Here is a 21,496-nt window from a genome sequence, read left to right as displayed (position 1 = left end):
GAGTGATGAAAACGCGAGAGGATCAGCCATGAACCAGCACTACCGCGAAACCCGCAAGATCGACCCGAGCCAGGGCGATCGCCTTGGCGATGGCACCCCGAATGACAATGATCGTATCGAGATCGGTCCAACCCAGCTTGCCTTCGCCGAGTGGCGCGCGGTGGGTCTGGAACTGCCCAACCTTGCCCGCATGCGTGAATATCGCTGGACGCGCCTCACCCAGCATATCAAGGATCGCGGCTATGCGGGGCTATTGATGTTCGATCCGTTGAACATTCGCTACGCCACCGACAGCACCAATATGCAGCTTTGGAATGCCCATAATCCGTTTCGCGCCGTGCTGCTCTGCGCGGATGGGTATATGGTGATCTGGGACTACAAAAACTCGCCTTTTCTAAGCACATTCAACCCGTTGGTGCGCGAACAAAGATCTGGCGCGGATCTGTTTTACTTCGATCGCGGCGACAAGATCGATGTGGCGGCGGATGTCTTTGCAAATGAGGTGCGCCGGCTTTTGCAAGAACATGCAGGAAGCGAAAAGCGTCTCGCAGTGGATAAAATCATGCTGCACGGACTGCGCGCGCTTGAAGCGCAGGGCCTCGAAATCATGGACGGTGAGGAAGTCACCGAAAAGGCGCGCGCCATCAAAGGCGCTGACGAAATCCTCGCCATGCGCTGCGCCAGTCATGCGTGCGAAGTGGCCTGCAGCGAGATGGAGCGTTTCGCGCGCGAAAACGTGCCGCTCGGCAATACTTCGGAGGATGATATCTGGGCGATTTTGCACGCCGAGAACATCAAACGCGGCGGCGAATGGATTGAAACCCGCCTTCTTGCGTCCGGTCAACGCACGAACCCGTGGTTTCAGGAATGCGGTCCGCGCATCGTACAGAACAATGAAATTGTCGCCTTTGATACGGATCTCATCGGTTCTTACGGCATTTGTGTCGACATCTCGCGCACCTGGTGGATCGGCGATCAAAAACCGCGCCCCGACATGATCGAAACGATGAAACACGCCCATGAATTCATCATGTATAACATGTCCCTACTCCGGCCCGGCTTGATGATCCCCGATTTGATCGAGCGCGCGATGGCCCATCCGGCCAAGTACAAAGCGCAGCAATACGGCTGCATGATGCACGGCGTCGGACTTTGCGATGAATGGCCTTTGATCGCGCACAAAGACATCAGTGTTCCGGGCGCTTTCGATTATGCGCTCGAGCCGGGGATGGTTCTATGCGTCGAGGCGGCTTGCGGTGAAGTCGGCGGTGATTTCTCGATCAAGCTGGAAGATCAGGTCCTTATCACCGAAGATGGCTATGAGAACCTGACCAAATATCCCTTTGATACCGCACTTATGGGCGGGTGATGCGCCGCGCAAAAAGGCGCGGCACGAGGCTCAAACGCCGTATTTCTTGCGAAGTTTTGCAATCTGGCGTTTGTATTTATTGCCTTTTGCAAAATGCTTCTCACGCGGGAAACCACGCCACCAGTCACTATCCGACTCCCAACTGTGCCAAACCTGACCATCCTTGTCCGACACCATCGCCACCTCGCATTTTGCCGGGCGTTGTTTCTGCGAAAGCTGGCCAGTCTTGACGAAATACCATGTCACTTGATAGCAGATTTTGCCGCCCTTGGTGTTCCAACTACCTATTCCGACGGTGTCTTTGTTGTCACCGCAATAGGCGACCGCCTCCCAGTTACCACCGAAATAGATGCCACCCTTGCACCCTTTCCAAACCTGCATATGACCCACAAATTTATTTGCAACGACCTGCGCGGACAGGGCCGTTGCGGGGCGCGGTTTGGGATCCGCATGCGCAGGGGCGAGCGTCAACATCAACCCGCAAGCAAACATGGCTTTCAACAAATGAATTTTCTTCAAAACAATCTCCTTCAAAAATTTTACTAATTGATTCAATAGGCACCAAAAAATTGCGCCTTGTATTGAGTGTCGCGGGAATTGGAAATTCAAATCAAGTATAGGTTTCTATACTTCAGCCACTTAGAATGATAACAGTTTGAATTGCATCGCTTTTATCAGCGCCTGTTCACGAGTTCTCGAGCCCAGCTTGCGCCGCGCCGATCGAAAATGTTTGGCCACGGTAATTTCTGCGATATTCAGTCGCTCGGCAATGCGCGCTGTTTGAAGCCCGGTGGCGAGCAAGCTAAGAACCTCGACTTCGCGGCGCGTCAGAACCGGCGTTGCATTGGTGAAGACGTCAAGATGGTTCGCCTCGTCCGGCGCATAGGAAAAGGCAGCGATCAAAGCCGAAAGCGTCGTCCACCGGCTAATGGTCTCATCAAATTTCTCGCGCTTCATCGCCCCGAAACACAGGGTCACGACCGAACCAAAAGGCTCATCGCGGGTCAGGAATTTTGTGCCGTGGAGCAGCGCATACCCTGCATCGTTCAGCCCGCGGCTTAGCGCAGGATGACCGCCATCGATGCCTTGCTCGATTGAGGCTAGATCACAGTAAACCGTTAACCTGCTTTTCTTTTTGTGAAAAAGCTCAAGTAGCGGATCGACCTTGAAAAATTCCAGCTTCATGTAGGTTTCAAGCCACTCGGGCGTCATCGAACTGCGTGCCCAAAGGATTGACGCACTTTCAATATCGGCGCAGCCCGTGTTGATCGCATCTACCCCAAGGGCGCGCGTCACATCTATGGCACAGCGCCAGCGTTCATCAGCACTTGAACAATCGCTCAAAGCGTCAAACGCATCCACAAGTGCATATTTCGGAAGGTGCATATTTTATTTGGTCCCTATGTGACTATCGGGGGGATTTGCGCCAGCGTCAATGCGCGCTGCCTGCTTCGTGTCCATCACCTCCCCGCGAGAGGGCTGTAACACATCTTCACAGCGGCCGCGAAAACCCCCACCCTAGATACACCACTAGGAGACTGCCCCATGCCAACCGAACGCACCACATTCACCGGACATTCCGGTGTGCAATTGGCCGCGCGCCTCGATCTGCCCGACGGCCCGCTTTTGGCTACGGCGCTCTTCGCCCATTGCTTTACTTGCTCCAAGGATATTCCCGCCGCGCGGCGTATCGCGCAGCGCCTTGCCGATCAGGGCATCGCCGTGCTGCGCTTTGATTTCACCGGCCTTGGGCACAGTCAGGGCGAATTTGCCAACACGACGTTTTCCTCAAATATTGATGATCTGAAAGCGGCTGCCGCCATGCTCGGCGCGCGCGCGATGGCGCCCTCCTTGCTGATCGGTCACTCGCTTGGCGGGGCCGCGATGTTGAAACTCGCACCCGATCTCGACAGCGTCAAAGCGGTCGTCACTCTTGGCGCCCCGTTCGATCCCGATCATGTCACCCATAATTTCAACGGCGCGCTTGAACAAATCGATCGCGACGGCCAAGCCGAGGTAAACCTTGGTGGGCGCCCGATCACCATCGGCAAGGATTTCATCGATGATATCGAGGGGAGCTCGCTTCAGGCCGCTCTTAGCGCATCCAAGGCGGCACTTCTGGTGATGCACGCCCCGCGCGATGACGTCGTCGGCGTCGACAATGCTGCGCGCATTTTTATGGCGGCGAAACATCCAAAAAGTTTCGTCACCCTCGACGATGCGGATCATTTGATCACCGACGCCGATGATGCCTGTTACGCCGCCGACGTGATCGCGTCCTGGAGCGCGCGGTATCTCAAATTGCCCAAGGCCGCCCCCCCCATCGGCACCCCCGAGGGCATCGTGCGCGTGCGCGAGGCCGATCCGCGCGGGTTCTTGCAAGATGTCTACAGCGGCACCAGCCATCATACGCTTGCGGACGAGCCACTCGCCTATGGCGGCACCAATCGCGGCATGTCGCCCTATGGGTATCTTTCCGCCGCGCTTGGCGCCTGCACGTCCATGACCATTCGCATGTACGCGCGGCGCAAGGGCTGGCCATTAACCGGAATTTTCGTCGATGTGAGCCACAACAAAATGCACGCACAGGACAGCGGGACATTGGAGAAAATCGATGGCTTCAAACGCGTTATCACGCTCGAAGGGAAACTCGACGACAGCCAGCGCGCGCGCTTGTTGGAAATTGCGGATAAATGCCCGGTGCATAAAACGCTGGAGCGCAGTTCCTTGATCAAGACGGAATTGGCCTAAACCAGCATTTTGAACACAAAAAAGGCGCGAGCGGTAAACCCAACTCGCGCCTTTTTCATTTTATATCAGAGACTTGACTTAACCGCGGGCGCGTCCCACCAACTTCCAGATCATCGGCAGGATGGCAGCAGCCAGCGCCAGCTTCAAAATATCACCAAGCAGGAACGGTGTGAGGCCCCACTGCAGAATTGGCTCGTTCCAGCCGTAAAGTGTGCCGAGCCAGATCAGGCCAGGAACATAGATCAAAGCGTTACCGAGCAACATCGCTCCCGCCATCTTCAAGGGCGAGCGATCCCAACCTGCGCGCGCCAGAGTGCCAAGCGCGAGAACCGCCAAAACGTAACCCACCAGATAGCCGCCTGTGCTGCCCTGCATGTAGCTCAGGCCGAAATGCTCGGCAGAGGAACCAGCGAAAACATCAAATCCAAGGGCGCCGATGATCATATAGCCAAGTATCGTGACCAGCCCGAGGCGCGCACCGTAAGCTGCGCCCATGCTCAGGACCGCAAAAGTGCCCATCGTCATTGGAACGGGAAACATCGGAACCTTGATTTTCGCCGCGATCGCGAGAAATAGAATACCTGCAATCACGAGAGCGGCCTGCTTGGCAAGGCGCAGCGCGCCCTCTTGCGGCGCGATCACTTCGCTGAGCACTTTATGGTTCAAAGACGGGTTCATGAGACACCTCTTGTCATATTGCGTTGCAGCATATGCTCTTGCCAATTTGCGAAGTGCAAGTGCAAAGTTGCAAATTCAACATGCAAATCTTTGAAAACCACCCCTAGCCAGCCCGGCTCATCCGGCTGGTCATCACATAGGATTTGCGCGGCCCCGTAACGCGCCAGACGCTTTGCCATACTGGCCAGTTCGACAGATCATACTCTACCTCATAGTCATCTGGGTCACACCAATGCTGCGCTTGTGTGCAAGGCTCTAGATCGAAACGATGAAAAAATCGTTTATCTGAAAAGAAAATATCAATTCCGGCCTCGTCCACGCGCCAGATATAGCTCCGCTCTGCACGCATTGGCACACCTGTGGCTAATTCCAGCGTTCCCTGCTCGGCGTAAACCCAATCTTCATCTTTGGGCTCTATCACCGCCTCACCAAGAAACCGCGCGCTTTGGCCAGAGCGCGCATCCTCGATCCAGCGCTCGATCGCCCAAGCGCCCAAGAAATCTGAAGGAGACAGCATCACTTGCGAAACATCCCATGACTGGCGGTCTCGAACGCAATGGCCAGAGGTATTTTATAGCCCATTGCGGCAGCGGCGTCACAGAACCCGCTATGCCAGCTCGCCATACTGACATCTGCACTAAACTGGGCAATCCGTCTCACTTTGCGCCTCCTCGCTTGTAGAGCATTCAGCGTCAGACTAAGAGAGCGCAACACAAGCTGAAAGTCACAAAAGGACAGTCTCTCATGATCCCACGTTATTCCCGCCCCGAAATGGTCGCGATCTGGTCACCTGAGACGAAGTTCAAGATCTGGTATGAAATCGAAGCACATGCCTGCGATGCAATGGCCGATCTGGGCGTTATCCCGCGCGAAAATGCCGATGCAGTCTGGCGCGCCAAAGACGTGGAATTCGACGTGGCGCGCATCGATGAAATCGAAGCTGTGACCAAGCATGATGTAATCGCCTTTCTGACGCATCTCGCCGAACATGTGGGCAGCGAAGAAGCGCGTTTCGTGCATCAAGGCATGACCAGCTCGGACGTTCTTGATACATGTTTCAACGTTCAACTGGTGCGCGCAGCAGATATTTTGATCGAGGACACCAAAGCACTTCTGGCCGCGCTCAAGCGCCGCGCGCTCGAGCATAAGATGACCATTCGCATCGGGCGCAGTCACGGCATCCACGCCGAGCCGACGACGATGGGCCTGACCTTCGCGCGCTTCTACGCCGAGATGGATCGAAATTTGAAACGCCTTCGAACCGCGCGCGATGAAATTTCGACTGGCGCGATTTCCGGCGCGGTCGGCACTTTTGCGAATATCGATCCTGCCGTCGAAGAACACGTCTGCGCCCAGCTCAACCTCACGCCCGAGCCAATTTCAACGCAGGTCATTCCACGCGATCGCCATGCCGCATTTTTCGCGGCCCTTGGCGTCGTCGCCTCCTCCATTGAAAACGTATCGACCGAAATTCGCCACATGCAACGCACTGAAGTGCTTGAAGCGGCTGAGTTTTTCTCGATGGGGCAAAAGGGGTCATCGGCAATGCCGCATAAGAAAAATCCGGTTCTGACCGAAAACCTGACCGGCCTCGCCCGCCTTGTGCGCATGGTGGTCGTGCCAGCGATGGAAAACGTAGCCCTCTGGCACGAGCGTGATATCTCGCACAGCTCCGTGGAGCGGAATATCGGACCCGATGCGACGATCACCCTTGATTTCGCGCTAGCGCGCTTGACTTCGGTGATCGACAAATTGCTGATTTATCCTGAAAACATGATGGCCAACATGAACAAATTCCCTGGCCTCGTAATGAGCCAGCGCGTGCTTTTGGCGCTGACGCAGGCGGGCGTGAACCGCGAAGACGCCTATCGCCTCGTGCAGCGCAGCGCGTTGAAAGTCTGGGAAACCGGCTGTGATTTCAAGGGCGAGCTGCTGGCCGATGAAGAAGTGGTCGCCGCGCTTGGCGTCGCTGAAATCGAGGAAAAATTTGATCTAGCCTATCACACCAAACATGTGGACACGATTTTCAAACGGGTTTTCGGCGCGTAACGCAGCAGAGCGGAGATTTTTGCCTGAACTTGTAAATCTGTTCAGATCATCTTCATTTTTTGCCCTCATACCTCGTGAAAGAGAGCAGAAAAAGAGGTGAAGCCCTTATGCAAATTGGCCAGATCAGCCCGGCAGAACCCGCGCCAAAACCACCCGCGCGCGTAGTGACATCGCAGGAAAAAGCCGCCATCGTGGTGCGCTTTTTAATGACCGAAGGCGCCCATGTTCCAATCGGCGAATTACCTGAGGATTTGCAGGCAGAGTTAACGCAGCAAATGGGAAGCCTGCGGCGCATAGATCGCGACACGCTGGTGCAGGTCGTGGAAGAGTTCGCGACCGAGCTTGAACAAACGGGCCTGACATTTCCCAAAGGCGTGGCCGGCGCGCTAAGCGAACTTGACGGCAAGATCAGCGCCAAGGCCGCCGCGCAAATCCGGCGACGCACCGGCGTGCGTGCAAGCGGCGATCCATGGGAAGCCTTGCGCGCGCTGGAGCCGGAAAAACTGATCTCGCTCATAGAGCAAGAAAGCATCGAAGTCGCCGCCGTGCTGATTTCCAAGATCGACGTCAAGAAGGCCGCGGACATGCTTGGCAAGATGCCGGGCGAGCGGGCGCGGCGCATCACTTATGCGGTTTCGCTGACAAATTCGGTGACTCCCGATGCGGTTGATCGAATCGGGCGCGCCTTGATCGCGCAAATGCAGGACGAACCGGAGCGCGCCTTCGACAACCCGCCGGTGGACCGGATCGGCGCAATTCTGAATTCTTCTCGCAGCGCGATGCGCGATGCGCTGCTCGACGGGCTGGATGAGGAGGACGAGAGTTTCGCGAGCGAAGTGCGAAAAGCCATTTTCACTTTCAAGCATATCGCGTCGCGCGTCGATGCACGCGATGTGGCCTCCGTTCTTCGGGTGGTGGATAATGAAACATTGGTGACGGCGCTCGCCGGCGCGCGCGATGAACTAACCAAACCATCGGCGGATTTCATCCTTGCCAACATTTCAAGCCGATTAGCGGATCAAATGCGCGAATCCATTTCAGAGCGCGGCGAGGTTGGCGATGAAGAGGCTGAAACGGCGATGTCGGACGTTATTGCAGGCATCCGCCAACTGGCCGATTCCGGTGAAATTTTACTAAGCGAGGATGTGGATGCCTGAGCGCGGTTACTCTCTGGACAGGCACGGGTTGCCTCGCTAGCCTTTGCAGATGGACAAACATACAAATGGACGCCGCTGGCACGATATGGGTGGCCAGGACGCAGGCCCGATCTGCGATGATCAGCATGATTTCTCGCTTTGGGAAAAACGCGTCGATGCGCTAATGATCCTGTGCAGTGGCAAGGGGTATTTCACCGTCGATGGCCTGCGCCGCGCCTTGGAAGATATGGGCGAAGCGGCCTTTGAGGACATGAGCTATTACGAGCGCTGGATTGCGGCGATCAATCAGAACCTGATCGAAAAGGGCGCCTATTCGCTTGAAGAACTTGGCGCGAAGATGGCCGAAGTGCAAGTGCGCGGACAAACTTACGGAGAGGCGAGCCTTGGGGAATGATCCATTGAAAACCGGCGCTCGGGTGCGCATTCGCGCGTTGATGCCACCGGGCCATGTGCGCGCGCCAGCCTATTTGCGCGGTAAATCCGGCTCCATCGAACGGGCGATCGCGCCTTTCAAGAACCCAGAACAGCTTGCCTATGATTTACCTGCGCAGGAACACATGCTCTATCGGGTGCGCTTTCGCGCAGCAGAACTCTGGGGAGCGGAGGCCGAACACCCCGACGATATGATCGAGGCGGAAATATACGCTCATTGGATTGAAGCGATGGAGCAAAGCGATGCCGCATGATCACCACGATCACCTCTCCCCCTCGGGCCATCCCTACCGCGCAGATGACGACACCGCGCTAAGTTATTGGCAGAGCATGGAAATCGCCGTGCGCGAATTGCTGTTGGAGAAATCTATCACCACACCTGCCGAGATCGCGGCACAGATTGACGCAATGGACGCGCGCAGCCCCGCAAATGGCGCGGCTCTCGTGGCGCGCGCCTGGTGCGATCCTGACTTCAAAGAGCGTTTGCTCAAAGATGGCTCTGCCGCGAGCCGCGAATTGGGTTTCGATGTCGGCCCCATGCTTCTGATCGCCGTGGAAAACACCGCAAACATCCATAACATAATCGTATGCACCCTGTGTTCATGCTATCCGCGCAACCTTCTCGGGCTGCCGCCCGATTGGTATAAATCGCGCGCCTATCGCTCGCGCACGGTTAAAGAGCCGCGCAAAGTTCTGTCAGAGTTCGGTGTTGCCCTGCCCGAGGGCACACATATCCGCGTGCACGATAGTACCGCAGACATGCGCTACGTGGTGATCCCCGCGCGCCCAAATGGCACGGACAAGATGAGCGAGAGTGAATTGGCCAAACTGGTGACGCGCGATTCGATGATCGGCACCGGCTTGCCAAAAACTGTCAGCGCTTGAGCCTGCGCGCCAAGCCCAGTAAAGCACGGATATGAAACGTGTTTCGCAATATATAACCAACCTGTTCCTGCGCGGCTTGATCGCCATCGCTCTGGCCCTGCCCTATGCGGCGCGCGTGCGCACGATGGGCTGGCTGGTGCAGAATATTGTCTCGCCGCTGGCCGGCTATCCCAAACGCATCCGCGCAAATTTGGCCCATGTGCTGCCGGACCTGCCCGAAGCAGAGATTGAACGCCTGTGCAAAGCGGTTCCGAACAATGCAGGACGCACTTTGATCGAGCTTTATTCCGGCAAGGATTTTGTCGAGCGCGCGATCAATGCGCCCCTACACGGTCCCGGATATGGCGCGTTGGAAAAGGCCCGCGCAGATGGTCGTCCCGTGATACTCGTCACGGGCCATTTCGGCAATTACGACGTCAGCCGCGCCGCACTTATTGCAAAGGGGCACAACATGGGCGCGCTTTATCGGCGCATGTCCAATCCCTATTTCAATGCACATTATGTCGCCTCCATCAGTACCATCGGCACGCCGCTCTTCGAGCAGGGTCGCAAAGGCATGAGCCAGATGGTGCGCCATATCAAATCCGGCGGTGTCTTGGGGATTTTGACAGACCTGCATGCCCATGGTGGCACGCGCCTAAACTTCTTTGGCAAGCCGGCGATCACATCGCTTATCACTGCCGAACTTGCCTTGAAATACAACGCGGCTCTGATCCCTGTCTATGCGATCCGCCAAGCCAACGGCCTCGATTTCGAGATCATCGTGCAGGATGAGATCCCGCACAGCGACGCTCAAAGCATGACGCAGGCGGTCAATGACGGACTTGAGGCACTCGTGCGCGAAAACATGCACCAGTGGTTCTGGATCCACCGGCGTTGGAAAAATACGTAAACGCAGTTAATTCAGTCGCGCCGCAGCTTCGATCCGGCCGTGCCCCGTGCGCTGAATGAAGACCGCCACAGGGCCGATTCCGGCCTGCGCCGCAAGGCTGAGCGGCGCGCGCCCGTCCCATGTCCCAATGGTTTTGAAGTCCGAGACGACATTGACGTAAGTGATCGTCTTGCCCGCATTTTCGCCGCGTTTGATCGCAGTCGTGCGTTTCGCGGTGAAGCGCACCAATTTAACTTCGAATTTGCCCGCTTTGCGCGCGCTCGCGGCGATGCTGACCTTGCCATCGACGCGCGCAATCTTCAAAGCCACGTCGCTCTTGCGGCGCGCATGTTTGGCGATCAGATCAGCCACGTCCATCGGGTGTGTGCCAACAACCGAATCCTCGCCCGCGATGATCATCTGCGGCGTATAGATCGAGCGTCGCCCCCCCGCCTGCGCGTAGGCTTTTTGGCGCACGGTGTTTTCAGCGCGCCCGAATTCATCTTTCCAGCCAATATAATCCCAATAATCCACGTGCATCGAAAGCGCGATCACATCACCGCGTGCCGCCAGTTTGTGCATCAACGCATCGGCCGGTGGACAGGAAGAACATCCTTGAGATGTGAAAAGTTCAATGACGACAGGCTGCGACTGAGCCTGCACCGCACCCGTTAGGCCGATCCAGAGCGCTGCGATGAGTGCTGTGATTTTTCTCATTTAGTTCGGCCTGTTGTTTGGTCTTGGTTGCTGGACCTAGATAGGGGCAAAGCGCTGTAATGACCAATCACCCTTTTGCGAGAGCGGCGCGAGCGCGCAAAACACAGCGTTTCCAATTTTCCGGAAATTTCGGTGTGCAATGGTATACAAAATCGACGCACCCCCTTGATCGCCTTGTCTACATGGGGCAAATAGCGTGCAAGACCACCCCTTTTTTTCGACCTTAGATAGGAGGCAGATCATGCCCATTACCGTCGGTCAGGACAGCTCCAAGACACGTAAGACACTTACTGTCGGCAGCCAGTCGATTGCTTATTACTCCATAACAGCGGCAACCAAAGCCGGCCTTGGCGATTTCTCCAATCTGCCTGCTGCGCTGAAAGTGGTTTTGGAAAACATGCTCCGCTTCGAGGATGGCAAGACCGTTTCAGTGGATGATATCAAAGCCTTCGCCACTTGGGGCGCGAACGGCGGTAAGAACCCGCGCGAGATTGCATACCGCCCTGCCCGCGTTTTGATGCAGGATTTCACTGGTGTGCCCGCCGTGGTCGACCTTGCAGCGATGCGCGACGGGATCAAGGCGCTTGGCGGCGATCCGCAAAAGATCAACCCGCTGAACCCTGTGGATCTGGTCATTGACCACTCGGTCATGATCGACGAATTTGGCAACCCGCGCGCGTTTAAAATGAACGTAGACCGCGAGTACGAGCGCAACATGGAGCGCTACACATTCCTGAAATGGGGCCAGTCCGCCTTTTCAAACTTCCGCGTTGTGCCCCCCGGCACAGGGATTTGCCATCAGGTGAACCTTGAATATCTGTCGCAAACCGTTTGGACGGACGTCGATCAAAACGGCGAGCAGGTTGCCTATCCAGACACGCTGGTCGGCACAGACAGCCACACCACCATGGTAAACGGCGCGGCGGTCCTTGGCTGGGGCGTCGGCGGGATCGAAGCGGAAGCGTCGATGCTCGGCCAGCCGATTTCTATGCTGATCCCCGAAGTCATCGGCTTCAAGCTGACCGGTGCAATGATGGAGGGCACGACGGGTACGGACCTCGTTCTCAAAGTTGTTGAGATGCTGCGCGCTAAGGGCGTTGTCGGCAAATTCGTCGAGTTCTATGGCGAGGGCCTAGATACATTGCCGCTCGCCGATCGCGCGACAATCGCCAACATGGCGCCCGAGTATGGCGCGACCTGTGGTTTCTTCCCAATTGACGGCGAAACACTGCGCTACCTGCGCACGACGGGCCGCGACGAGGATCGCATCGCACTTGTCGAAGCCTATGCCAAAGAGAACGGTTTCTGGCGCGACGCGGATTATGCACCGATCTATACGGACACGCTGGAACTCGACATGGGCACAATTGTCCCTGCGATTTCCGGGCCAAAGCGCCCGCAAGATTTTGTCGCTCTTACAGGCGCGAAAGAAGCGTTCAAGCGCGAGATGGAAGAGACATTCAAACGCCCCATGGGCAAGGAAGTCGCCGTCGCGGGTGAAGACTACACGATGGAATCGGGCAAGGTTGTCATTGCGTCCATCACGTCCTGCACCAACACATCCAACCCCTATGTAATGATCGGTGCGGGCCTTGTTGCGCGTAAAGCGGCGGCGCTTGGCCTGAACCGCAAGCCTTGGGTCAAGACCTCCCTCGCCCCAGGCTCCCAAGTTGTGACCGCCTATCTTGAGGCAGCAGAGCTTCAGGTCGATCTGGATGCGCTCGGCTTTAACCTTGTTGGCTATGGCTGCACCACCTGCATCGGTAACTCCGGTCCTTTGCAGCAAGAGATTTCAGAAGCGATCCATGGCGGCGATCTTGTCGCCACTTCGGTTCTGTCGGGCAATCGCAACTTCGAGGGCCGTATCAGCCCCGATGTGCGCGCCAACTACCTCGCCTCGCCCCCTCTCGTGGTGGCCTATGCGATTGCGGGCACGATGGATATCAACCTCGCAACCGACCCCATTGCGCAGACGCCCGATGGCAAGGACGTGTATCTGAAGGACATCTGGCCCTCGACCAAGGAAATCGCAGATCTTGTCGAGCAGACAGTCACGCGTGAAGCGTTCCAAACCAAATACGCGGACGTGTTCAAGGGCGATGAGAAATGGCAAGGCGTGGAGGTCACGGATTCCGAGACCTATGACTGGCCACCAACCTCGACCTACATCCAGAACCCGCCCTACTTCCAGGGCATGTCGAAAGACCCAGGCGTGATCTCGAATATCGAGGGAGCAAAAGTTCTTGCGCTGCTCGGTGATATGATCACGACAGACCATATTTCCCCTGCTGGCTCTTTCGCCGAAAGCTCGCCTGCAGGTCAATATCTGGTGAAACATCAGGTGCCCGTGCGCGAATTCAACTCCTATGGCTCGCGCCGCGGCAATCACGAAATCATGATGCGCGGCACCTTTGCCAATATCCGCATCAAGAACGAGATGCTGGACGGCGTCGAGGGCGGCTACACCAAAGGCCCCGATGGCGCGCAGACCTCGATCTTTGACGCGGCGATGGCGCATCAGGCGGCGGGTACACCGCTTGTCGTCTTTGGCGGCGAGCAGTACGGCGCGGGATCCTCGCGTGACTGGGCGGCCAAAGGCACCGCGCTTTTGGGCGTGAAGGCCGTGATCGCCGAGAGCTTCGAGCGTATTCACCGCTCCAACCTTGTGGGTATGGGCGTGATCCCCTTCGAGTTCACGGGTGGCGACAGCCGCAAATCCCTTGGTTTGACAGGCGAGGAGAGCGTATCCATCTCCGGTCTCGACACGATCGAGCCTTTGCAAGTCGTGCCATGCGCGATCACAATGGCGGATGGAACGATCAAAGAGATCACGCTCAAGTGCCGTATCGATACCGCGATCGAGATCGAATATATCGAGCATGGCGGCGTGCTTCACTACGTGTTGCGTGACCTAGCAGCATCGTGAATCTTCGCTTTTGAGATTTAGAATGGGCCGCCTTCGGGCGGCCCTTTTTTGTTGCAGGTCTTGCAATTCCGGGTTTCTGCCGCGCAAACCTATCTGTGAACGCCGTCATGCCTGATGCAACTGAGCAGCTGGAAAACCCAAGTCGTGCCAATTTCGGGGCAAAGTTCGTAGAGATGACTGCGCTGGTGTGCTCCGGTGTACCAGATGATATGCTCGAGACGGTAGTCTTTCTCACCTACAATGAGGTAAGTTTCTGCACGGGGTTTTTACCGTATCGAGCGAATATCAGCTCTAGAGCTAGAAACGTTTTGCCCATAAGCTAGTTCGTTTTCTACTCAGGTGTGTAAAGTAGAAGTTCACCTTTGGTATTTCTTGCGACACAAGTATCTGCCCCGACACTCATTCTCTGAGACAAGCGGCGCTTGTCCCCAAATCCAGTCTGTTGAGCCGCATTGATTATATCTTGCCCTCTGCCCGCACAGCTAGGAACCTCTGAATAAACATATCCCTTGTCCCTCATACAAATTTCGACATTTGCATCCCGAAGAGCTGCATTCGCATCCACTGTGTATACCCCAACATAGGGTGCCCAACCAAGCTGGGTATTCGCCGGCGTAGAACCAGTGGCCTTGTTCACACATTCTAGGGCATCACGTTCATATCGATCTAGAGTAACGCCGTTCTTCAAGAAAAATTGCTGGTTAGGAACACAAGCACTAATAAATGGCACAATCGACAGCACTACTACAAACGCATTTTTCACATTTAGTTCCTTTCGAGTATAAATTGGGCAGCCATTCTATTGAACTCCCTTGGCATTATGTTGTCATGAAAGCACTAAGAAGCAACCAAGCTTTTAGTTCCCAGCAGCCAAAGCCTTGTTCAACTCGCGAAGGAAGCGTTGTTCAAAATCACTGCCAACAAGTGGGCCAGCAAAGCGGTAGAGCACAGTGCCATCCTTATCCAGAATGAAGGTTTCGGGCGGCGCAGTGACGCCCCAGTCTATCGCCGTGCGTCCTTTAGGGTCAAACGCAACCCCTACGAACGGGTTGCCATCATCATTGAGGTATTTCGTGGCGGCGCGCGCGGTGTCTTTGAAATTGACTCCGATGATCGGATAGTCCTGCGCGAGTTCAAGCAGTTTTGGATGCTCGGCGCGACACGGCGGACACCAGCTGGCCCAGAAATTAACCAATGTGACTTCGCCGCGTGCGAGATCAGCCTGAGTCACGGCAGCGAAACCCGGCAGTTCGGCAGCAGTTTCGATTTGCGGTGCGGGGCCACCGATGAAGACCGATTCCAGCTCGTCTTTTCCCTCGCGGAACATGCCCATATAGAACAGAACCGCAAGTCCAAGGAAGATCGCCGGAGGCGCGATCATGAGGGGCGGGATTTTAGCCATTGCGGCGTTTCTCCACATCATCGAGCGCAGCCTTGGTGCGGCGCGCTTGCCAGATGCTGAGCGCAACGATGGCGATCAAAAGCACGATGGAGGCAGCATAGGCGCCCAGCACCGCATCAGCGTATTTTCCAAGATCAGGCATCATGCCATGCGCTCCCGTGCCAGCAACGCCGATGCGCGGCGCGCGCGAATTTCAGTGCGTGTGCGCAAGAGCACCAGCGCAATGAAGAGAAGGACAAAGCCCGCAATGCAGACCAAAAGCGGGAAGTAGAAGACATCCGCCACGTTCTTTTCCTTATCGAGCGAGAGCGAGGCCCCTTGGTGCAGGCCCTGGTTCCAAAAATTCACTGCATAGCGCGATAGAACAGCGAAAACAGAGCCAACGAGGCAGAGGATCGACGTGAGATCGGCGGCGGTATCATTGTCTTCAATCGCCGCCCAAAGCGCGATGTAGCCGAGATAGAACAGAAACAGGATCAGGAAAGAGGTCAAGCGCGGATCCCAAGCCCACCATGTGCCCCACATCGGCTGGCCCCAGATTGCGCCCGTGATCAAGGCAATCAATGTCATTGCAACGCCGATTGGGGCCGCGGCTTTGGCGGCCAGTGCGCTAACGTGGTGACGGCGGATGATCCAGACCAGCGACGTGACCAGCATCATCATCCATATGTTGATCGCCATAAGCGCCGAGGGCACATGCAGGTAGATGATTTTCACGGTCGATCCTTGGCGAAAATCGTCCGGCGTAAAGAAGAAACCCCAGATCAATCCCACCACAAGGCATATCCCAGACAGCCAAGCGGCCCACGGCAAAATCCGGCCCGAAAGGGCCATGAATTTCACCGGATTTGCATATTCCCATAAAGACATGACGATGATGTAGTCCCTTGTTAGATCAGCTTCAATTCAAATTATCGAATGTTTACCCGCAGAACCGCAGCAGAGGCAAAGGGTAGCAGCGCAATCACGCCAAATGTGATCCCCGCGAGCATGATGAGCGGCGTGGATGTGTCTAGACCTGCTGCGCCGCGCCGCGCCGCCTCGGCGCCGTAGATCAGCGTTGGCACATACAGAGGAAGCACGAGGAGCGAGAGCAGAAGGCCCCCACGTTTGATGCCAACTGTAAGCGCCGCGCCGAAGGTGCCGATCACGCTAAGCGCGGGTGTTCCAAGCAGCAGCGAGAGCACGAGCGGGGCATAGCCTGCGCTTGGCAAGTTCAGCAAGAGCGCGAAAAGCGGAGCGGCGATGACCAGAGGCAGGCCCGTGGTGAGCCAATGCGCCAGTGCTTTGACGCTGACTGCGGCCTCCATCGGCAGGGGTGCGCAAGCCAGCAGATCAAGCGTGCCGTCCTCCCAATCGAGCGCGAGAATGCGATCGAGCGAAAGCAGGCAGGCGAGCAAAGCGCCGAGCCAGAGGATGCCGGGGGCGATTGTTGAGAGCAGCGCGCTTTGCGGGCCGACGCCGAAAGGCACCAGAACCGTGACGATCAAGAAGAAAGCGAGGCCAAGGCCAAAGCCGCCCCCTGCCCTGATCGCGAGGCGCAAATCGCGGACCAGCAGCGCCTTCACAAAAAGCCCTCCATCGCATCATCGCGCGCAAGTGGAGCGCGTGCCTTGAACGGCGCAACGTCTAGAATGTCCGCGTCTAGACCGAGGTCAATATGGGTCGCAATCAGCGCGATGCCGCCACTGGAGAGATGTGAGCCGATGGCGTCGGCGAACATGGCGACCGCGTCAACATCAAGCGAGACAGTCGGCTCGTCGAGCACCCAGATCGGGCGCGCACTCACCAACAAGCGCGCAAGGCCAAGCCGGCGCTTTTGCCCGGCAGAGAGCGCGCCAGCGGGGCGCGAGGCCAGTGGCTCTAACGCGAAGGCGTGCAGCGCAGACGTGATGTCGCCTGTGCCAAAGACCTCGGCCCAGAATTCAAGATTTTCGCGCACCGTCAGGACATGCTTGATCCCATCGGAGTGCGCCGCATAGGCGATACTGTCCTCGGGCGCGTCGATTGTGCCGTTCAGCGGCGGCTGCAAGCCCGCGATCGAGCGCAGCAAAGTCGTCTTGCCAATACCATTGGGGCCGCGCAGGATCAGCGCCTTGCCAGCTTCAACGCGAAACGACAGCCCCTCAAGAACCGCAATGCCGCCGCGCGCGACGCTAAGGGTATCAACGGCGAGCTGCACTATTTAGTGACCGCCAAAAGCGCGGCCGCCACGCGGCGACCATCGTTGACCAGCACGTTGTAGGTGCGGCAGGCTGCGGGGGAATTCATCGCCTCCGCGCCGATCCCGACCTCGTCGAGACGCGCGCGCAAACCTTTGGGAAGATAGGCAATTTCGTCCCCTGTTCCGATAAAGATCACGTCGATTTCGCCTGCCATCGCCAGCAAGGGTTCGACATCGTCAAAGCCGCCCCATGGGCGCGCGCCGGATGCGGTGACAATCATCGGTGCTTCGATCACCTTGCCCGCAATGCGGAAAAACCCCGGCCCATAGCCCTCTACGGGCTGTGCATCGTTAAATTCAATCTCTGTCATTCGCATCGCGTCACCCCCAAATTGGCAATCCCCGCAGGGCCGAAACCCCGATAATCACATAGGCTGCGGCTCTATATAGCTTTTCATAGCTCGGGCGAAAGAGCCATGTGCCAAGCATCGTACCAATCAGCATCGGCGCGGCCAGTATCAATCCCAGCGCAAGGCCAGAAAGCGAAAGCAGCCCTTTGTATCCCAGCATCGTAATCAAGATAAGATCAAAGGAAAACAGGAAGATCATCACTGTTGCACGGATCACATTCGGCGCATGGGAGCTGGCCATGTAGAACAGAATGACCGGTGGTCCCGGCAGACCGACCGCACCGCCAAGCAGGCCCGCCGCGCCGCCAACGCCGTACACTTTTGGCGGGCTAAGTCGGCCCTGATAGCGCACGCCAAGGATGAGCGCAGCCAATAGCAGCAGCGATACCATTGACACCGAAAGCCGAAAGGTTTCGGGCGGCACCGAAACCAGCAGCCAAAGTCCGATAGGCAAAAAGAACACCAGTGAGAGCAAAAGCCGGCGCAGGTCAGGCCAATCCGCCTCGCGCACGGCGCGGGGAATGGCGGGGATCGGGCCAAGGCTATCCATGATCGTGAGCGTCACGAGCGCCTCAACCGGAGTGAGGAACTGGCTGGCGATGGGCAGGTAGATCATCGCCGTGCCAAAACCCGAAAATCCGCGCACCAGCCCTGCCAGCAAGGCGGCGAAAACGATCCACATCAGCCCGTCGGTTACGAGGGCTGATGTGAGTAATTCAAGCATCTACTTAGGCATCTACATTGGCAAATTGCGTACCTGCATTCGCGTCGGGCTTGTTCGTCCAATCGCGTTTCACACCCAACCAAAGCAGGATCGCAGAGGCTACGAAGATCGAGGAATATGTTCCCACAATCACGCCCCAGATCATCGCAAAGACGAAGCCGCGGATCACATCGCCCCCCAACACGAACAGCGCCATGAGCGCCAGAAGCGTTGTGACCGAGGTCATGAACGTGCGGCTGAGCGTTTCGTTGATCGAGATGTTAAGCACCTCTTTCAACGGCTTCTTCTTGTACTTGCGTAGGTTCTCGCGAACGCGGTCGAACACGACCACAGTGTCATTCAGCGAATAACCCACAATGGTCAGCAAAGCCGCGATAATCGCCAGATCGAACTTGATCTGAAGCTCGGAAAACACCCCGATCGTCAAGATCACGTCATGCACCAGCGCCGCGACCGCGCCCACGGCGAATTGCCACTCGAAGCGCAGCCAGATGTAGATCAGAACCGCCGCAATCGCGAGAACGACCGCGATGGCCGCTGTCTGAATCAACTCGCCCGAGACCTTCGGCCCGACCGATTCCACCGACACGAACTTGATGTCCGGCGCTATGGTTTGCAGCGCGCCCAGAACCGTCGCGATGACGTCTGAGTCCACGGCTTCCTGGCCTTCTTGCGCTTCGATACGGATCATCGCCACATGTTGATCCGCCTCAAAACCGGGGTCGAACACTTCGGAAATGGAGATATCCCCAAGCCCGAGCGGCACGATCGCATCGCGGTAAGCGCCTACGTCGATGGGCGATGTGCTTTGCGAGCGCACAGTGGTGCCGCCCTTGAAGTCGATCCCGTAGTTCAATCCCTGCACGAGGAACGAGCCGAAGGCGACGACCATCATCACCAGAGAGATGCCGAGCCAAGTGCGCGAGCGCGAGAAGAAATCGAAATTGGTGTCTTGTTTAACCAGTCTTAGGCGCATCTCACACCTCCAGCGTTTTTGGGCGTTTGCGCTCAAACCACATCACGACGATCAGGCGCGTGACGAAGATGGCGGTAAAGACCGATGTGAGAATGCCAAGGCCGAGCGTGATCGCAAAGCCGCGCACAGGACCGGAGCCCATGACGAAGAGGATCACAGCCGTGATGAAAGTCGTCAGGTTGGCGTCGATGATCGCGCTCAGCGCTTTTTCATAACCAAGATCGATCGCACGCGCCGGCCCTTTTGCAGATTTTACTTCTTCGCGGATACGCTCGAACACCAGCACGTTGGCATCCACCGCCATGCCGATGGTCAGAACGATCCCCGCGATCCCCGGCAAGGTCAGCGTCGCGCCGACCATGCTCAGAAGGCCGAAAATCAGGCCGACGTTGATGATAAGCGCAATGTTGGCGAACAGGCCGAACGTGCCATAGCTTAGGAACATGAACACCAGCACGCCGACAAAGGCGACGATACAGGCGATCTGCCCCGCTTGGATACTATCTGCCCCAAGCTCGGGACCGATGGTGCGTTCTTCCAGAAAATCGAGCCCCGCAGGCAGTGCGCCCGCACGCAAGAGCACCGCGAGATTGGTCGATTCCTCGACCGAGAAATTGCCGGTAATGATGCCTGAACCGCCCGCAATATGGCTTTGAATGACCGGCGCGGAAATGACTTCCGCGTCCAGCACGATGGCGAAGGGATTGCCGATATTTTCTGCGGTATAATCGCCAAACTTGCGCGCGCCCGTCGGATTGAAACGGAAACTTACCGCAGGACGACCGTTCTGGTCAAAGGCAGGCTGCGCATCGACCAATTCTTCGCCCGTGACCACGGGGGCGGATTCGAGCGTGTAATACTGCCCCTCCTCATCCAGCGAGGGCATGATTTCATTGCCCACGCCCGGCGCAGCATTGGCGTTCGAGCCGCGCGAAACAACCGGCTGGAACGTCAGCTGCGCAGTGGTGCCGATGATCGCTTTCAGCTCTGCCGCCGATCCGATGCCGGGCACCTGAATCAAGATGCGGTCCGTGCCCTGGCGCTGGATCGTCGGCTCGCGTGTGCCCACTTCATCAATACGGCGGCGGATAATTTCAAGCGATTGCTGCATCGTACGCTCGTCGGTGGCGCGCTTTTCCGCCTCCGACAGGCGCACCGTGATAACGCCGTCATCACCGCTTACTTCGATATCGCTAGATCCGACACCGGAGAGCGAAACCACCTGCTGCGACAATCCACGCACCACTTCGATCGCGCGCGCCATGCCCTCGGGCTGCGAAATACGCACTTTGAGCACGTCCCCCGCAGAGGGCTGAAGGCGGATCGTGCCGATCGCGGCGCGCTCTGGGCGCAGCGCGTCGCGCACTTCAGGCCAAAACGATTTCATTCGTGCCGCGTACACATCCGCAACCTTCACTTCGGCCAGCAGATGCGCACCGCCGCGCAGATCAAGACCAAGATTGACAAGTCCGGAGGGCAGAAATTCAGGCCAGAGCGCCACCATCGCATCTAATTCGTCAGTGCTGCCGGACACTTCGATCGCGGCCAGCGCGTCATTGTGCTGCTCCACTTTCGAATAAAAGGCATTCGGAATCGCCAGCAGCAATCCGATAGCGCAAACCGCCCAGATCACCACCCGTTTCCACAGGTCAATTTGCAACATATGTCCGGCCTCTCGCGCCAGCCTTGCTGCGCCCGTTTAGGACGCTGCTGGCTCGGTCTTGTTGATCACATTGGCGATGGTGGACTGCACGACGCGCACTTTAACGCCCTCTGCCAATTCAACTTCGATCTCGTTCTCGTCTTTGACCTTGGTCACTTTACCGATAAGACCGCCCTGCGTGACGACTTGATCGCCCCGGCGCAGGCCCTCGACCATTTTTTGATGATCTTTAAGCTTCTTCTGCTGTGGACGAATAAGTAGAAAATACATGATCGCAAAGATTAGAATAAGCGGAACAAATTGGGCAATGCCATCCATCGGG

General features: G+C 57.0%; 25 protein-coding genes and 1 pseudogene. 9 read left to right on the top strand and 17 right to left on the bottom strand.

What is annotated here, in order from left to right; all coding sequences use genetic code 11:
• Positions 1-28 precede the first annotated feature (28 nt).
• On the top strand, positions 29-1,369 hold the full coding sequence (gene dddP / locus B9P63_RS09405) for a dimethylsulfonioproprionate lyase DddP (protein ID WP_085308275.1): 1,341 nt from the start codon (positions 29-31) through the stop codon (positions 1,367-1,369).
• A gap of 30 nt (positions 1,370-1,399) precedes the next feature.
• Here dddP and B9P63_RS09400 read toward each other — a convergent pair whose 3' ends face one another.
• Positions 1,400-1,978 (bottom strand): DUF995 domain-containing protein, encoded by a 579-nt coding sequence (locus B9P63_RS09400; RefSeq protein WP_139816234.1) that lies wholly within the window; start codon positions 1,976-1,978, stop codon positions 1,400-1,402.
• Between the two features lie 30 nt (positions 1,979-2,008).
• Positions 2,009-2,755: a helix-turn-helix transcriptional regulator gene (locus B9P63_RS09395; RefSeq protein WP_085308273.1), complete on the bottom strand. Its 747-nt coding sequence runs from the start codon at positions 2,753-2,755 to the stop codon at positions 2,009-2,011.
• Between the two features lie 159 nt (positions 2,756-2,914).
• Between B9P63_RS09395 and B9P63_RS09390 the strand changes: the two genes are divergently transcribed.
• Positions 2,915-4,120, top strand: coding sequence for a bifunctional alpha/beta hydrolase/OsmC family protein (locus B9P63_RS09390; protein ID WP_085308272.1), 1,206 nt, complete (start codon positions 2,915-2,917; stop codon positions 4,118-4,120).
• Positions 4,121-4,198: 78 nt separating this feature from the next.
• Here B9P63_RS09390 and B9P63_RS09385 read toward each other — a convergent pair whose 3' ends face one another.
• Both B9P63_RS09385 and B9P63_RS09380 read right to left on the bottom strand, forming a co-directional pair.
• Positions 4,199-4,798 (bottom strand): biotin transporter BioY, encoded by a 600-nt coding sequence (locus tag B9P63_RS09385; RefSeq protein ID WP_085308271.1) that lies wholly within the window; start codon positions 4,796-4,798, stop codon positions 4,199-4,201.
• Positions 4,799-4,901: 103 nt separating this feature from the next.
• Positions 4,902-5,315 carry a DUF6314 family protein gene (locus tag B9P63_RS09380; RefSeq protein WP_085308270.1) on the bottom strand — a complete coding sequence of 138 codons (414 nt, stop codon included), beginning with the start codon at positions 5,313-5,315 and terminating at the stop codon, positions 4,902-4,904.
• Positions 5,316-5,542: 227 nt separating this feature from the next.
• Here B9P63_RS09380 and purB point away from each other — a divergent pair, with 227 nt between their 5' ends.
• The 5 genes from purB (at position 5,543) to nthA (ending at position 9,321) form a co-directional block, all read left to right on the top strand.
• On the top strand, positions 5,543-6,847 hold the full coding sequence (gene purB, locus B9P63_RS09370) for an adenylosuccinate lyase (protein WP_085308268.1): 1,305 nt from the start codon (positions 5,543-5,545) through the stop codon (positions 6,845-6,847).
• Positions 6,848-6,954: 107 nt separating this feature from the next.
• On the top strand, positions 6,955-8,004 hold the full coding sequence (locus tag B9P63_RS09365; RefSeq protein WP_085308352.1) for a flagellar motor switch protein FliG: 1,050 nt from the start codon (positions 6,955-6,957) through the stop codon (positions 8,002-8,004).
• 85 nt (positions 8,005-8,089) lie between these two features.
• Positions 8,090-8,398 (top strand): SH3-like domain-containing protein, encoded by a 309-nt coding sequence (locus B9P63_RS19560; RefSeq protein WP_085308350.1) that lies wholly within the window; start codon positions 8,090-8,092, stop codon positions 8,396-8,398.
• Positions 8,388-8,690 (top strand): SH3-like domain-containing protein, encoded by a 303-nt coding sequence (locus B9P63_RS19555; protein WP_342743580.1) that lies wholly within the window; start codon positions 8,388-8,390, stop codon positions 8,688-8,690. The genes B9P63_RS19560 and B9P63_RS19555 overlap by 11 nt, the downstream gene beginning before the upstream one ends.
• Complete coding sequence (nthA, locus tag B9P63_RS09350) at positions 8,680-9,321, top strand: nitrile hydratase subunit alpha (protein WP_085308267.1); 642 nt, start codon at positions 8,680-8,682, stop codon at positions 9,319-9,321. Before B9P63_RS19555 ends, nthA begins: the two co-directional genes overlap by 11 nt.
• On the opposite strand, the pseudogene B9P63_RS19630 reads toward nthA, so the two are convergent.
• Positions 9,250-9,408, bottom strand: a pseudogene (locus tag B9P63_RS19630) (hypothetical protein); the annotation flags it as partial. The gene nthA and the pseudogene B9P63_RS19630 sit on opposite strands and share 72 nt — an antisense overlap.
• On the opposite strand from B9P63_RS19630, the gene B9P63_RS09345 reads away from it, so the two are divergent.
• Positions 9,353-10,213 carry a lysophospholipid acyltransferase family protein gene (locus tag B9P63_RS09345; protein ID WP_085308266.1) on the top strand — a complete coding sequence of 287 codons (861 nt, stop codon included), beginning with the start codon at positions 9,353-9,355 and terminating at the stop codon, positions 10,211-10,213. The pseudogene B9P63_RS19630 and the gene B9P63_RS09345 overlap by 56 nt on opposite strands.
• A 6-nt stretch (positions 10,214-10,219) precedes the next feature.
• On the opposite strand, the gene B9P63_RS09340 is transcribed toward B9P63_RS09345, so the two are convergent.
• Positions 10,220-10,909: a DUF1223 domain-containing protein gene (locus B9P63_RS09340; RefSeq protein ID WP_085308265.1), complete on the bottom strand. Its 690-nt coding sequence runs from the start codon at positions 10,907-10,909 to the stop codon at positions 10,220-10,222.
• 241 nt (positions 10,910-11,150) lie between these two features.
• Between B9P63_RS09340 and acnA the strand changes: the two genes are divergently transcribed.
• A complete protein-coding gene (acnA, locus tag B9P63_RS09335) occupies positions 11,151-13,835 on the top strand; it encodes an aconitate hydratase AcnA (protein ID WP_085308264.1) in 2,685 nt (894 codons plus the stop codon).
• Between the two features lie 331 nt (positions 13,836-14,166).
• Here the strand turns inward: acnA and B9P63_RS19005 are convergent, their stop codons facing one another.
• The 11 genes from B9P63_RS19005 to yajC form a co-directional block, all read right to left on the bottom strand.
• On the bottom strand, positions 14,167-14,598 hold the full coding sequence (locus B9P63_RS19005) for a hypothetical protein (RefSeq protein ID WP_139816233.1): 432 nt from the start codon (positions 14,596-14,598) through the stop codon (positions 14,167-14,169).
• Between the two features lie 93 nt (positions 14,599-14,691).
• Positions 14,692-15,237: a DsbE family thiol:disulfide interchange protein gene (locus tag B9P63_RS09330; RefSeq protein WP_085308263.1), complete on the bottom strand. Its 546-nt coding sequence runs from the start codon at positions 15,235-15,237 to the stop codon at positions 14,692-14,694.
• Complete coding sequence (gene ccmD, locus B9P63_RS09325) at positions 15,230-15,382, bottom strand: heme exporter protein CcmD (RefSeq protein WP_085308262.1); 153 nt, start codon at positions 15,380-15,382, stop codon at positions 15,230-15,232. Before ccmD ends, B9P63_RS09330 begins: the two co-directional genes overlap by 8 nt.
• Entirely contained in the window at positions 15,379-16,107 is a 729-nt protein-coding gene (locus B9P63_RS09320; protein ID WP_085308261.1) for a heme ABC transporter permease, read from the bottom strand. Before B9P63_RS09320 ends, ccmD begins: the two co-directional genes overlap by 4 nt.
• A gap of 41 nt (positions 16,108-16,148) precedes the next feature.
• A complete protein-coding gene (gene ccmB, locus B9P63_RS09315; protein ID WP_085308260.1) occupies positions 16,149-16,805 on the bottom strand; it encodes a heme exporter protein CcmB in 657 nt (218 codons plus the stop codon).
• A complete protein-coding gene (gene ccmA, locus B9P63_RS09310) occupies positions 16,802-17,419 on the bottom strand; it encodes a heme ABC exporter ATP-binding protein CcmA (protein WP_085308259.1) in 618 nt (205 codons plus the stop codon). The genes ccmB and ccmA overlap by 4 nt, the downstream gene beginning before the upstream one ends.
• Entirely contained in the window at positions 17,419-17,778 is a 360-nt protein-coding gene (locus B9P63_RS09305; RefSeq protein ID WP_085308258.1) for an Mth938-like domain-containing protein, read from the bottom strand. The genes ccmA and B9P63_RS09305 overlap by 1 nt, the downstream gene beginning before the upstream one ends.
• Before the next feature lie 4 nt (positions 17,779-17,782).
• Positions 17,783-18,535: a sulfite exporter TauE/SafE family protein gene (locus tag B9P63_RS09300; protein WP_085308257.1), complete on the bottom strand. Its 753-nt coding sequence runs from the start codon at positions 18,533-18,535 to the stop codon at positions 17,783-17,785.
• A gap of 4 nt (positions 18,536-18,539) precedes the next feature.
• Entirely contained in the window at positions 18,540-19,511 is a 972-nt protein-coding gene (gene secF, locus B9P63_RS09295; protein WP_085308256.1) for a protein translocase subunit SecF, read from the bottom strand.
• Position 19,512: 1 nt separating this feature from the next.
• Complete coding sequence (secD, locus tag B9P63_RS09290; RefSeq protein WP_085308255.1) at positions 19,513-21,174, bottom strand: protein translocase subunit SecD; 1,662 nt, start codon at positions 21,172-21,174, stop codon at positions 19,513-19,515.
• 36 nt (positions 21,175-21,210) lie between these two features.
• Positions 21,211-21,492 (bottom strand): preprotein translocase subunit YajC, encoded by a 282-nt coding sequence (gene yajC, locus B9P63_RS09285; protein WP_085308254.1) that lies wholly within the window; start codon positions 21,490-21,492, stop codon positions 21,211-21,213.
• Positions 21,493-21,496: the final 4 nt, after the last annotated feature.

This window comes from Planktotalea arctica, assembly GCF_002105285.1.
Taxonomy (GTDB): domain Bacteria; phylum Pseudomonadota; class Alphaproteobacteria; order Rhodobacterales; family Rhodobacteraceae; genus Planktotalea; species Planktotalea arctica.
This window is presented reverse-complemented; position numbering and strand designations above follow the sequence as displayed.